The organism is Virgibacillus siamensis (assembly GCF_900162695.1).
Classification (GTDB): domain Bacteria; phylum Bacillota; class Bacilli; order Bacillales; family Amphibacillaceae; genus Lentibacillus; species Lentibacillus siamensis_A.
In genome coordinates, this window is sequence record NZ_FUIH01000007.1 from 674,325 (window position 1) to 686,953 (window position 12,629).

A 12,629-nucleotide genomic window follows, 5' to 3' on the forward strand; every position below is an offset into this window, starting at 1 on the left:
GGCATCGTTTTGCTCCATTGTCACATTATAATTTATTCATTTTGAGGTGTGCGTATGGAAAAAAGAAGATGGATATGGGGGTATATTTTTGTACTGCCGTTTCTTTGCTTTCTGTCTTTATTTTTAATTTATCCTTTAATAAGAACCTTCTATTTAAGCTTGTTTGAAAAAACATTATTCACCACCACGTTTATTGGATTAGATCACTTTTTTAATCTTTTTACGGATTCCTTTTTTTTAATGGCGTTGGAAAACACGGTATATTTTGCCGTAATTATTGTTCCTATTACCGTTATTGTTCCATTAATTTTTGCTGCAATGCTGCGCAATATGCACAGACATACAAAAAGTTTTTTTCGTCTGGTTTTCTATTTACCCGTTGTTACGACATCAATTGTATTGGTATTTGTGTGGATATGGATGTATGACATGAATTTCGGAATCATTAATTATTTCCTTGGTTTGTTTAATCTGGGCCCTGTGAACTTTTTTGGCTCACAGTTTACTGCGTTATTGTCTACGTCAAACGTGGTTATCACCTGGATGATTGGACAGCCGCTAATTTTGTATATGGCTGGGGTTGATAATGTTCCGGAAGAATTATATGAATCAGCCAAAATAGATGGGGCTAACTTTCTTCAGATCTTTTTTAAGGTTACGGTTCCTATGGTAATTAACACTACCCTATTAATCGTTGTTACTTCAACAATCGCTGTATTCCAGATATTCGTTGTTATCTACCTGATGACACATGGCGGGCCATATCACGGAACAGATACGCTTGTGTTTTCAATTTATAACTCGGCATTTGAGACAGGACCGTACTTTGGTCAGGCTGCTGCTGAGAGTGTTGTGCTGTTTATATTGATAGCAATTGTAGCATGGGTGGAATTTAAGCTGCTTAAATCGAAACTGGATTAAAAAGGATGAATAATAATGAAATTTAATGTGTTGATACGGTACCTTATTCTTGGTTTTGCTTCGATTATTTTTATTTTCCCGCTCTACTGGATGATTACAGGGGCATTTAAAAATGAGGAATCACTTTATTCTATGCCTCCTGATTGGTTTCCAACTGAGTTATATATGGGAAATTTCATCGCTATATTTGAACATTATCCAATTATGTTATGGTTATGGAATAGCTTGTTTATAGGGATTATATCCGTTATTTTAATTATTTTGTTATCAGCGACTGCCGGATATGCTCTTGCTAAGATACGCTTTCCGGGTGATAACCTGATATTTGTTCTGGTTATTGCAACAATGATGCTTCCGCACGAGACCATTTTAGTTACGTTGTATGAACTGACTGGTGAAATTGGACTGCTTGATTCATCCTGGGGAGTGATTCTACCTACAGTGGCATTTCCATTTGGTGTTTTTCTTGTCCGCCAGTTTGCCAGAAGTATTCCAGAGGACCTGCTGAATGCAGCCAGAATTGATGGTGCCAGTGAACTGCGCATATTTTTTTCAATCGTCGTGCCCATGCTTTTGCCAGCACTAGGTGCACTTGCCATTTTTGCCTTTATGTATACGTGGAATAATTATGCATGGCAGTTAGTTGTTTTGAGTTCACATAGTAAATTAACATTTCCATTAGGATTGACATTAATGGCTAACCAGGATCCAAGCGGGGCTACACTCAATTATGCATTTCTTATGGCCGGCGCTTCGATCGCGGCAGTTCCTTTAATCATATTTTTCCTATTGTTGCAAAGAAGCTTTATTAAAGGTGTTGCATTAGGCTCAGTAAAAGGGTAGACAGTCGGGTAAGGCAAGGTTATGCTTTTAGTATATTGATTTCATGGGGATGATTGAAATTAAACCATTTACAGACAAAAATATGAAGCTGACGAAATCTGAAAAAAAGCTTATGAGCTATATAGAGGAACATCAAAATGAGGTTATATATGATACAATTACGGATCTCTCCAATCGATCCGGTATTGGTAATGCGACCATCGTTCGTTTTTGTAAAAAAATGGGGTATAAAGGGTATACCGAATTTAAAGTGGGCTTGGCCCATGAATCAGCTTCACATACACCGAGTGATGTATTTAGCGGGCCCATTGAAGATGAAGATTCTACTGAGGTAATTGCCAATAAATTTTATAACGTAAACCTGGAAGCCCTTAATGCAACGATGCATAATTTAGACTATGAATCCATTAAACAGGCAGCAATTTCAATTAAAAACACAAAACGAATTCATTTTACAGGGATTGGCCATTCCGGCATGACAGCACAAGAAACGAAATATAAATTTATGCGAATTGGATTCCACTCAGATGTTTATATGGATGAACACACGATGTTAATGATGGCTTCTATCATGGATAGAGGAGACCTTGTTTTTGCAATTTCCCATTCCGGTAATACAAAGGAAGTCGTTAAAATGTTGGAGGTAGCAAAAGAAAATGAAGCCACAACAATATGCGTGACGGGAAATAAACAAAGTGATATTTCGAAGCATACTGATTTTATCATTCATTATTCATCAGCAGAGAGCCTGTTTCAAACCGGTGCAGTATCCACCAAGATTGCCCAGCTTTTTGTGATTGATCTAATCTATACAGAGGTTGCAAGACTCTCCGTTGGCGACGCTGTTGAAAAGAAAATCAAGACAACACAAATATTAAAATCAAGTACCTGATGAATTGCACTTTTTATCGGAAACTTTTTACACGTCTATCAGGAAAATCCGGCTTTCTATCAGGAATTTCACCACCTTCTTCCAAAGTGTGAAAATGATGGGGGCAGGGAAACAACGTACCCATCATTTTCTTTACAATTGCCTCCCAAATATATTCAAATAGCCGAAATAATAAGATAGACCCGCAATGATGAAAAATGCACCTATCATAACAAACAGAAAAATCCAATCGCGTCTATTGATTGTCATTTTATGATAATAGGTTCGATTGCTATCCCCGGTAAAACCTTTTGACTCCATGGCGATTGCCACACGCTCCGCTTTCCTGATTCCATTTGCCAGAAGGGGGATGGAATACCGTTGGAATTGAGTCAGTTTTCCTGTCACTCCCTTTGTTCTGCCTGCACCGCGTACTTGATGTGCTTTTTTCAGTATCTGAAGTTCATGCCGGAAAACTGGAAGAAATCTGTATCCCGCAATGATTCCATAGGCGATTTTGGGCGGAAGTTTGCATTGCTGGATTAAGCTCAGCATGAATTTGGTTGCATCAGTTGTAAAGATGAATAATAATGACATTGCAAAAAAGCAAAGGGAACGTGCTGTGATACTTAATCCGGTTTCCATCCCGCCAGCTGTAAGTTCAATAAACCAGAATTCGAACAGGACATCTCCGCCGGAAAATGTTTCATTCCCATATAATGCAGCTGTCCAGCCGAAACCGAATGCAATAATCATAAACGGTGCAAAGAAACTGATCCATTTTTTAAACGAAATGGTTGAAAACAGAAACGTGACGGCTATCAGAAACAATAAATATATTAGCGGTGTAAACATATCATAGACGAAACTGAGCAATAATCCCGGAATTAGAATGGCAATAAATTTGATGGCCGGATTAATGGATATAATCATAAACTTCCTCCAATTGACCGCCCCGGATGTGATAAGGTAAACGCAAACGGGCATATCTTAACAAAGCATCCTGTTTCCATAAATTGTCCGGTTTGCCGGAAAACGCAACCTCTCCTTTATGTAAAACGAATATCCGATCTGACAGGGCAGCCAAGTTCATGTCATGAGTCACAAACACGATGGCGATTCCTTTTACTTTCAGATCCAGTATTATTTTCATCAGGTTTTCCGTTGCTTGTGCATCCTGGCCAAATGTTGGTTCGTCAAACAGCAAAATATCCGGTGTGTCATCAAGTGCAGTCGCGACACTTAGCCGTCTTTTTTGTCCGCCGCTTAAAGCAAATGGGTTATTAAATTTGTGCTGGTCCAATCGAAATTGTTTCAATAATAAGGAAGCAGTTTGTTGAATCCTCTCTTCAGAATAGTGATGGAGTTTCATGCCAAATGTAATTTCATCATATACCGTATCTGTTATAAATTGGTGTTCGGGATTCTGGAATACGAAGCCCATGCGTTTCCGCAGTTCATTTTCATTCCATTGATGAAGCGGTTTTCCAAGCATGCTGACTATACCACTGTCAGGCTTTAGGATACTTGCCATGACTTCCAGCAGGGTGGATTTCCCCGCACCATTTTGACCAACTATTGATATAAGCTCCCCGCGCATAATATCCATGTTTATTTCATTTAATACCTGCTTCTTTTTTCTGTTGTATCGAATACCTTTAAGATTCATAACAGGATCAGAGGTCGGCGGGGAAGGGGACCACACTAAGGTATCATTATCATACATTTTTGGCAGGAAAATCCCTTCCTGTTTCAGCAGATGTTTCCTTTCTGTAAATAGTTTATCCGGATGATCATCAGCAATTATTCTTCCTTCTTTGCCGATTATAAGGATGCGATCTGTAAAATCCAGCCAATCATCTGCCTGATGATCAATGATCATGATAGCCATGTTACGTTCCGCTTGAATGGATTGAATTAGTTGAACGAATTCCAGCGTTGAGGCAGGATCAAGGTTAACGGTAGCTTCGTCCAGGATTAATAGTTCCGGTTCGAGTAAAAGAACAGCTGCCAATGCTATCTTTTGTTTTTCCCCGCCGGATAATTCGTGCAGCTTACAGTCTTTATAATCTTCCATACCAACCTTTTGGAGTGCTTCTGTAATCAGTCCCGTCATTTTTGAAGTTGGCGTGTTGATATTTTCCAATGTAAAGGCAAGTTCATCTTCCACAGTAATCATACAAAACTGACTTTCGGGATCCTGAAACACAATGCCAATTCGCTGGTTTAGTACTCCTTGCGGGAATTTCGTTATATTTTTTCCTTTAAAAAAGATATAGCCTGCTGATTCCCCTTCAACAGCTTCAGGGTATAACCCATTCAGGCAAAGTGCAATCGTACTTTTTCCGCAGCCGCTCGCACCCATCAATAATGTAACTTCATTGTTGTATAAGGTGAAATCCAGGTTGGACAGAAGCGGGTTTGAGATTGAATCATAGGCAAATGAAAATTCCTTCAATGTAACAAGTGATTCTTCTTCCTGATGGTTATGCTGCCCCATTTTCACGTTTTTTCTTAAGCTCCTTTCCTAAAGCATACCCGCTGAGTACGCCGGTTTTTGCCAGGCTGTCACTAACCCATTTTCCAAGCATACCTGCAAGCAATGCACCACTTATTAATCGGACAACAAGCATGGAAACAAGCAGCCATAGTGACAGTGCGATATATCCGGATGAATACAGGTTCCAGATGAAACTAAAAACGGCAGCCGACATGCCTGCCAGCATAAGAATTCGCAGACGATAATCATGCCATTTCGTTAGGGCAAAGGGTACTTCAGCAGCCGCTCCCTGGATCAGTCCTGTTAAAAGCGTGGATGCACCGCCCGGAGCCCCGGCAAGGATTTCAACGCCAGCAGCAACTACTTCGGAAATTAATGCAGCCCCCGGCTTTCGAATGATATAGGCGGTAATAATGGAAACAATAAACCAAATACCAAAAATAATTTCAAATCCGAACGGTGCGAGTCCAAATGGGAGTAAAATATTCCGCATCCCTTGTCCCAAAAGGGAGAACATCATATATACGACCCCGCATACAACACTTAATACAGACATTAAGACGATTTCTTTTAATTTCCATGTTTTAGCCATGGGTATCAACCCTTTTTGTTGATGGACTATTTGCTGAAATGGTGAAGGTCATGGTAACGTGAGATACCTCTTGTTGTACGTTGTTAAATGCGTCATGCATGGCATGAAAGATATCCTTCACATCTCCATCAAGACGTGTTGCATAATGGTCCGGACTTACCTCAATGCCCTTACTTTTGGCTAAATCAATTTGGTTGTAAATCGCATCCATATATTGCTTATTGCCTAACGGGTAAATGGCAATCTTGCATCCTGCCAGCTGTGAAATGGGCAGGCAGTTTTTCATGTTCACTGGTTCATCCGGTGCGTTCATATAAGCATCTGCGTCAGAATCTCCCGGGCAGCCAATCGAAAAAGTACCGGTCATTGCAATGTGTTCGCCGGATTTTGCGGCATGCAAAAAAATAGCTTTAGTGACATCAAATACTTGCACCATTTTCCCGCGGATGCATGTACTGACGTCGTCTGTCTTTTTCCAGACACTCGAGGTATCAACTTCATTGAGGGTTGATAGAATCAGATCAATAAAATCATCACTCATCGGAAATAAAGTGAATTGACACCCTGTGATTCTTGAATTGCTGCAACTATTCATTCCAATCGCTCCTAACCTTTTGTAAAAATTAAAAAAACTGCATTCCCTAAAGAAATGCAGTCGCGTAATATGTATAAATTAACAACATATATAACGTACTGCACTTCCCCACGCTGGTATTGTCCAGATCGGGTTCCAAGGGTCAAGTAACCTTTCTCAGCCGCATTTTGCAGCTCCCCTAGTGCGTTCATTCAGTTATGCAGTTTTCCTATTTATAAGCGTACTCAATATCACTGCTTTTGTAAAGTCCATCATTACAACTAAACCAAATAAATAGAATTTAGGATTACCGGCCAACCATGATGAAAGCTGGGCGACTTGTAAGTTTAAAGGATTTTAACAGTTTTTATTCCAACAAAACAGCCTATCTTAATCTCACACTTTCTGGGCGGATGCATAGTATAGTCCATGAAAGGTGGCGAGAACATGGAAAACAACCAATCTGCTGTTCAATTGGAGCGTGCTGAGTGGCAGAAAAGACAACGCAATCAGAGGCTGAAAAGTTTATTAACCATTTCATCTCCAATTTTTATTTTGATTCTTTGGGAAATTTTATCACAAACGCATATTATGGACCCGCGCTTTTTCCCACCGCCTTCAGAAATAATTAAGACGTTAATATCGATGGGATCAAGCGGTGAGCTGTTCGTGCATCTTAAAATCAGTTTGGCCCGCATTTTTTCCGGCTTCTTATTGGGGGTAATTCCTGCGATAATTCTTGGATTGCTGATGGGAATGTACTCGCCGATACGACATTTTTTCTCGCCGCTGGTTATGGCGCTTATGCCAATTCCGACACTGGCAATGTTGCCGATTATTTTAATTGTATTTGGAATTGGTGAGTTTTCCAAAATGCTGATTATTGGAATCAGTGTCTTCTTTCCTGTGGTCATTAATACAGCTGCTGGTGTAACAAATATTGACCGGATTTATATTGATGTTGCTAAAAATTATGGTGCGAGTCCGAAAGATTTCTTCTTTAAAATTGCGTTGCCTGGCTCTTTACCGGTAATGCTGGAAGGAATTCAAATGGGGCAGGCGATTGCGTTATTAACAATCGTAGCAGCTGAAATGGTTGCCGCCAACAGCGGGATTGGATATCTCATTTGGGTAAATTATAAAGCTTTCTTATTAACGCAAATGTACGTAGGTCTGGTGCTAATTTCCTTCTTTGGCTACTTCTTCTCCTTATTGTTAAGGGGACTGCAGAGTAAGTTGATTCCGTGGAGATAGCCGATTCAAATGATAGGGAGGGTAACTGGTATGGCACATTCGACTAAAATTACAATTGATCAGTTAACAAAGGTTTTTTATAAACGTAATGAAAGTGTAACTGCACTGAAAGATGTAACGCTTCAGATTAAGGATGGCGAATTTGTATGTTTACTTGGCCCAAGCGGTTGCGGAAAAACCACATTGTTGAGAATGCTTGCTGATTTGGAAAAACCAAGTACCGGCACATTTAAAATTCATCAGTCTGACGGATCAAAACCGCTCCAATCAATGGTATTTCAGGAACGCGGGGTGATCCCGTGGCAGACAGTTGAAGACAATGTTGCCTTTGGGTTGAAAATGCGTCACCTTCCGAAAAAATGGATAAAAGAAAAAAAAGATTATTATTTGGAGAAGGTTGGATTAAAGCAGTATGCAAAACTTTATCCGAAAGAACTTTCCGGGGGGATGAAGCAGCGGGTAAGCATTGCCCGGGCGTTTGCCAATGATCCGGAAATCCTGTTGATGGATGAACCGTTTGCAGCATTGGATGAACAGAACAAATTTATTCTTCAGGAGGAATTGCTCAGTATCTGGGGGGAAACAAAGAAAACTGTATTATTTATTACACATAGTATTGATGAGGCACTGCTGCTAAGCGACAAAATTGTCTTAATGAGTGCCCAGCCAGGCCGGGTTGTACGTGAAAAGAAAATTGATTTACCCCGTCCAAGAAGGATAGAGGATGTCCGGTCGAATCCGGACACCGGGGAGTTATTCGTTGATATATGGCAGCATTTGCAACGGGAAGTACAACATGATCGTAAATTGAAAGAACAGAAGGGGTGATGGACCGTGAACAGGAAAATCTTAACGTTAATTGCATTCTCTTTTCTCCTTGTTACGCTTGCATTGGCAGGTTGTACGGATAAGTCAAAAGAAGACACCGAGCAGGCTCAAAATACCACGGAACAGGAAAAAGGAAACACTGATAAATCCAGCAGCGACGGAACGCTGGATCCACTGGAAGAGACAGCGACAGTGACAATTGCTGAGGATGGTTCCGCATCAGGCGCGGGTTTTTATATTGCAAAAGAGAAAGGTTATTTTAAGGAATACAATATAAACATTGAATTCGTCAAGTTCGGCAATAGTGACCAGATGCTGCCGGCGCTGGCAGCAGGGAAGATTGATGTCGCTGGCGGAATTTCTTCCGCATCATTTTTCAATTCCATTGCGCAGGGCATTGATGTTCGGATGATTGCCGATAAAGGTCATAATATAAAAGGTGATTCTTACTTCACATTTGTTATTCGAAAAGACCTTCAGGATGAAATAAAAGATTATAGCGACCTAAAAGGAAAAAGAGTTGCGGTCTCAACAAAAAATGCAGTGGATGATTACATTTTCGGGAGAATGTTGGAGCATGCCGGACTAACAAGAGATGATGTACAGTTTACCTTAATGTCCGATTTCGGTAACATGATGGCTGCGATGGGTAATAAACAGATCGCTGCAGCACTGCAAATTGAACCGTTGATTACACAGGGAGTTGAAAAAGGTTTACACGTCCGATTTGGGGATGTGGCAGAAGACTTTGCTCCAAATGCTCAAATCGCGATGGTACTTGGTTCACCGAAATTTGTTAGCGAAAACCGTGATGTTGCATTACGATTTATGGCCGCGTATTTAAAAGGCGTCCGTGACTATAACGATGTGTTCGTAAAAGACAAAGGGGACGAAGAAGCAATCATCAACATTATGACGGAGCACACAGCACTTGAGGATCCGGAATTATGGAAAAAAGTTGCTGTAACCGGCCTGAATCCGAATGGCCGGATGTTCGTTGAAGACATCAAGAAACAATATAATATGTATAAAGAAAACGGCGGAATTAAAGGGGAAGTAGACCTCGATAAGGCGGTTGATATGTCATTGGTCGAGGATGTAGTGGATATAATAGGGGAATATAAATAGTCAAAATTTCCTGCAGTAAATTGGAAAGATTAGGAACGATCAGTCGTTCCTAATCTTTTGTATGATGGTTTATTTTCTAAAATAATCATACGCTGTATAATCGACTAAATTAACACCGAAAAAGTTCCTTAGAGCAATTACAGCTCCTCCCAATGCACAAGCATCCTCACCAAGATTGGAGGCTTTTATATCGCGGAAATTATTCATTCTGGATTTTAGTCTTTGACGTACATTACCAATGAATGGTGAATTACCGTTTATTATTGAGCCATTTAAAATGATTTTTTCCGGATTAAAAATATTGATGATATTATTTAGTCCAGCAGCCAGATAATCAAAATATTCATCCAGGATGGCTTCGAATTCGTTGTCATCCCTTAACTTTTCAATGTCATCCGGTAGTGAAATCAGGGGAAATTTATTCGTTAGTTTCTTAACAAGTGAATTTTCGGAAGCATAAAGTTCCCAACACCCATTATTTCCACATGAGCATTGCTCACCACCACTATTAATTATCATATGGCCAATTTCACCAGCAAACCCCTGATAACCGCGGTATATCTTATTTCCATTAATAATTCCTAGTCCAATTCCAGAGTGTAAGGTTATACAAAATAAATCGGGTATTTGTTCAAAGTAAGCTTGTTCCGCAAATGCGCTTAGATTTGCGTTGTTATCCACATGAACATTTGCTTTAAAAACCTCTTCAAGTTTACTTTTAATATTTATATGTGACCATTGTTGTTTAGGAGTGAAAATAATTTCATTATTGTTGCTCACAATCCCGTGTATACCTACACCTACTCCAACTAGACCAATTTGCTTATATTGCAGATTAAATTTTTCTATAAAAGGTAATACATTATCAATTAGGAGGTTGATCACATGGTCAAAGTGGAAAGTCTTCAAATCTATCGTTAATTTATGGAAAGATTTACCTTTTAAGTTATTAAAAATGACTTTCAAGTGCACGTCATCGATGTCAATTCCGATACTGTAGCCAGCATTCTCGTTAATTTCCAAAATTATTGGTTTTCTCCCAGGTGCTTTGGAAGTTGCAGCATTTTTTTCAATAACAATATAGTCATTCATTAAATCGCTGACTTGGGCGGAAACGGTTGCTTTATTCAGCCCTGTTATTCTGGCTAGATCACTTCTGGATAAGGAGATGTTTTTTATGATTTCTTCAACCAGTATCTTTTTATTTATTTTCTTAATGTAACTTGCTCCACCTGTATTCAAAGCTTCGTCCTCCTGCTTCAATATATTTCCATCATATCATGTTCAGATGAAAAGTAGTATTCCAACCTTTTGATAATTTTAAAAAGTTCTTGAAATTCAAAGCGCTTACATGTACTATACAATTATTAGTTTGTTTAGTAAACCAACAATTGAATAAAAGGGGGATTAAGAACAGTTAACTACTATTTTAGAACTTAAACACACTGCTGAAATGACTTAACAGAAGGGAGGAAAGAATATAAAAGTATAAATCACTTTGTTTTAAAAGCAATTTCCTTGAGAAGATATTTGCAATAAAAATAACAATGAAGGGGAGATTTCTATGGCAATTAAAACAATGGAAGATGGGCATGAATATAACACAGCAAAATTATGGCAAATCGGTTTATTCACATTAAATAATACATCAACAAACCTTTATTTGTTTGCATTAACATTTGTAACTTACTACGCAACGGGTTTTGTAGGACTTGCAGTTTTGGTAGTCAGTACGCTTTTGGGAGCAATGCGACTCTTTGATGGTATCATAGATCCTGCTGTTGGATTTATCATAGATAAAACGGAAACAAAATTTGGAAAGTATAGACCATTAATAATTATAGGAAATATAATCCTGGCTATTTCTATATTACTTATCTATGCAACCCATTTATTACCGGAAGCAATACGATTAGTTGCCTTGGTTCTATTTTATATCATTCATAAAATAGGTTATTCGATTCAAACGTCTGTCACTAAAGCTGGACAGACTGTTTTAACAAATCACCCAAAACAACGTCCATTATATGCTATTTTTGATGGTATATATAATGCATTACTTTTTACCGGCGGACAAGTTTTTGTAGCTTCATATTTGGTTGCAAAACACGGAGGCTTTAATTTAGATTTGTTTGCAGAATTGAACACCTATACATTGATCCTCTCAGGTGTTTTTGCTGTATTAGCCGTTATAGCCCTAGGTCATAAAGACAGTAAGCAGTACTATGGATTAGGGGAAGACACGACTGAAACAAATTCTATCCGTGAATATTGGCAAGTTATTAAGAAAAACAAACCATTACTATTACTTTCCATTTCGGCATCTTCCGATAAGCTAGCATCCCAACTTATTCGGCAATCGGTTGTAGTGGTAATGTTGTTCGGAATTTTATTGGGTAATTATGAATTAAGCGGCACAATGAGCATGGTTATCATATTACCGCAAATATTGATTTCATTTTTTGTAGTGGCAATAGCTAGAAAAACTGGATTAAAGAAAGCATATCTTTCATGTGTTTGGGTTGGTTTTATATCTTTAGTAGGGTTGTTTTCTCTATTTCTGATAATCGATAACCCGTCAAGTATTTCGATGAGTAATATCGGTATAGCAACAATTGTTTTTTTAACTTTATATACACTGGCAATGAGCTTTGGCTTTCTTCCAACTACACTTGTGGTACCAATGGTTGCGGATGTATCAGATTATGAAACACATAAATCAGGTCGATATATTCCTGGTATGATGGGTACAATTTTTTCATTTATCGATCAATTTGTTTCTTCAGCGGCCCCGCTTATTATGGGTATCGTTGTGGCTATTATTGGTTATGGATCAGAGTACCCGGAGATAGGAGAACAGTTAACAACTCCTTTATTCTGGGCGACATTAATACTAGCATTTGGAATACCGGCATTGTTATTAATAGTATCGATTGTTTGCATGAAATTCTATAAACTTAATAAAAAAACGATGGCAGAAATACAAGAAGGGATTGCCGAAGTAAAAGAAAAAGCAAAACAAAACCATGTTTCTGATGCATTTTTTACCGAAAATAAGTAACAGAATAATGGCATTATGGAAAATGCCCTGGAATGTTTTTGAAAAAACACTTTCAGT

Annotated in this window: 12 protein-coding genes and 1 riboswitch; of the genes, 7 read left to right on the forward strand and 5 right to left on the reverse strand. The window is 38.8% G+C overall.

The genetic code is table 11. From position 1 onward, the window contains the following. The first annotated feature begins 54 nt into the window (after nucleotides 1–54). From B1K71_RS06985 to B1K71_RS06995, 3 genes are read left to right on the forward strand one after another with little or no spacing between them, the layout of a single operon-like run. Nucleotides 55–921 (forward strand): carbohydrate ABC transporter permease, encoded by an 867-nt coding sequence (locus B1K71_RS06985; protein ID WP_077325419.1) that lies wholly within the window; start codon nucleotides 55–57, stop codon nucleotides 919–921. Between the two features lie 15 nt (nucleotides 922–936). Then, nucleotides 937–1,764 carry a carbohydrate ABC transporter permease gene (locus B1K71_RS06990; protein ID WP_077325421.1) on the forward strand — a complete coding sequence of 276 codons (828 nt, stop codon included), beginning with the start codon at nucleotides 937–939 and terminating at the stop codon, nucleotides 1,762–1,764. A 49-nt stretch (nucleotides 1,765–1,813) separates the two neighbouring features. After that, nucleotides 1,814–2,656, forward strand: coding sequence for a MurR/RpiR family transcriptional regulator (locus B1K71_RS06995; RefSeq protein ID WP_175631858.1), 843 nt, complete (start codon nucleotides 1,814–1,816; stop codon nucleotides 2,654–2,656). A gap of 132 nt (nucleotides 2,657–2,788) precedes the next feature. Here the strand turns inward: B1K71_RS06995 and B1K71_RS07000 are convergent, their stop codons facing one another. From B1K71_RS07000 to B1K71_RS07015, 4 genes are read right to left on the reverse strand one after another with little or no spacing between them, the layout of a single operon-like run. Continuing rightward, nucleotides 2,789–3,568, reverse strand: coding sequence for an energy-coupling factor transporter transmembrane component T family protein (locus B1K71_RS07000; RefSeq protein ID WP_077325425.1), 780 nt, complete (start codon nucleotides 3,566–3,568; stop codon nucleotides 2,789–2,791). Then, a complete protein-coding gene (locus B1K71_RS07005; protein ID WP_077330093.1) occupies nucleotides 3,552–5,135 on the reverse strand; it encodes an ABC transporter ATP-binding protein in 1,584 nt (527 codons plus the stop codon). Before B1K71_RS07005 ends, B1K71_RS07000 begins: the two co-directional genes overlap by 17 nt. Then, complete coding sequence (locus B1K71_RS07010) at nucleotides 5,122–5,727, reverse strand: ECF transporter S component (protein WP_077325426.1); 606 nt, start codon at nucleotides 5,725–5,727, stop codon at nucleotides 5,122–5,124. Before B1K71_RS07010 ends, B1K71_RS07005 begins: the two co-directional genes overlap by 14 nt. Beyond that, nucleotides 5,720–6,322: a YkoF family thiamine/hydroxymethylpyrimidine-binding protein gene (locus tag B1K71_RS07015; protein WP_077325429.1), complete on the reverse strand. Its 603-nt coding sequence runs from the start codon at nucleotides 6,320–6,322 to the stop codon at nucleotides 5,720–5,722. The genes B1K71_RS07010 and B1K71_RS07015 overlap by 8 nt, the downstream gene beginning before the upstream one ends. 88 nt (nucleotides 6,323–6,410) lie before the next feature. Beyond that, a riboswitch (TPP riboswitch) is annotated at nucleotides 6,411–6,512 on the reverse strand. A gap of 236 nt (nucleotides 6,513–6,748) precedes the next feature. On the opposite strand from B1K71_RS07015, the gene B1K71_RS07020 reads away from it, so the two are divergent. From B1K71_RS07020 to B1K71_RS07030, 3 genes are read left to right on the forward strand one after another with little or no spacing between them, the layout of a single operon-like run. Then, nucleotides 6,749–7,555, forward strand: coding sequence for an ABC transporter permease (locus B1K71_RS07020; RefSeq protein ID WP_077325431.1), 807 nt, complete (start codon nucleotides 6,749–6,751; stop codon nucleotides 7,553–7,555). A gap of 30 nt (nucleotides 7,556–7,585) precedes the next feature. Beyond that, a complete protein-coding gene (locus B1K71_RS07025) occupies nucleotides 7,586–8,383 on the forward strand; it encodes an ABC transporter ATP-binding protein (RefSeq protein ID WP_077325433.1) in 798 nt (265 codons plus the stop codon). A gap of 6 nt (nucleotides 8,384–8,389) precedes the next feature. Continuing rightward, a complete protein-coding gene (locus B1K71_RS07030; RefSeq protein ID WP_245799195.1) occupies nucleotides 8,390–9,511 on the forward strand; it encodes an ABC transporter substrate-binding protein in 1,122 nt (373 codons plus the stop codon). A 69-nt stretch (nucleotides 9,512–9,580) separates the two neighbouring features. Here the strand turns inward: B1K71_RS07030 and B1K71_RS07035 are convergent, their stop codons facing one another. Further along, nucleotides 9,581–10,753: an ROK family transcriptional regulator gene (locus tag B1K71_RS07035; RefSeq protein WP_077325435.1), complete on the reverse strand. Its 1,173-nt coding sequence runs from the start codon at nucleotides 10,751–10,753 to the stop codon at nucleotides 9,581–9,583. 322 nt (nucleotides 10,754–11,075) lie between these two features. Between B1K71_RS07035 and B1K71_RS07040 the strand changes: the two genes are divergently transcribed. Next, nucleotides 11,076–12,572, forward strand: a complete 1,497-nt coding sequence (locus B1K71_RS07040; RefSeq protein WP_077325437.1) for an MFS transporter — start codon at nucleotides 11,076–11,078, stop codon at nucleotides 12,570–12,572. Nucleotides 12,573–12,629 lie beyond the last annotated feature (57 nt).

Excerpts from the sequence above, each read along its gene's own strand:
- B1K71_RS06985 (WP_077325419.1), top strand. The coding sequence starts at position 55 with ATGGAAAAAAGAAGATGGATATGGGGGTATATTTTTGTACTGCCGTTT.
- B1K71_RS06990 (WP_077325421.1), top strand. The coding sequence starts at position 937 with ATGAAATTTAATGTGTTGATACGGTACCTTATTCTTGGTTTTGCTTCG.
- B1K71_RS06995 (WP_175631858.1), top strand. The coding sequence starts at position 1,814 with ATGATTGAAATTAAACCATTTACAGACAAAAATATGAAGCTGACGAAA.
- B1K71_RS07000 (WP_077325425.1), bottom strand. The coding sequence starts at position 3,568 with ATGATTATATCCATTAATCCGGCCATCAAATTTATTGCCATTCTAATT.
- B1K71_RS07005 (WP_077330093.1), bottom strand. The coding sequence starts at position 5,135 with ATGGGGCAGCATAACCATCAGGAAGAAGAATCACTTGTTACATTGAAG.
- B1K71_RS07010 (WP_077325426.1), bottom strand. The coding sequence starts at position 5,727 with ATGGCTAAAACATGGAAATTAAAAGAAATCGTCTTAATGTCTGTATTA.
- B1K71_RS07015 (WP_077325429.1), bottom strand. The coding sequence starts at position 6,322 with ATGAATAGTTGCAGCAATTCAAGAATCACAGGGTGTCAATTCACTTTA.
- B1K71_RS07020 (WP_077325431.1), top strand. The coding sequence starts at position 6,749 with ATGGAAAACAACCAATCTGCTGTTCAATTGGAGCGTGCTGAGTGGCAG.
- B1K71_RS07025 (WP_077325433.1), top strand. The coding sequence starts at position 7,586 with ATGGCACATTCGACTAAAATTACAATTGATCAGTTAACAAAGGTTTTT.
- B1K71_RS07040 (WP_077325437.1), top strand. The coding sequence starts at position 11,076 with ATGGCAATTAAAACAATGGAAGATGGGCATGAATATAACACAGCAAAA.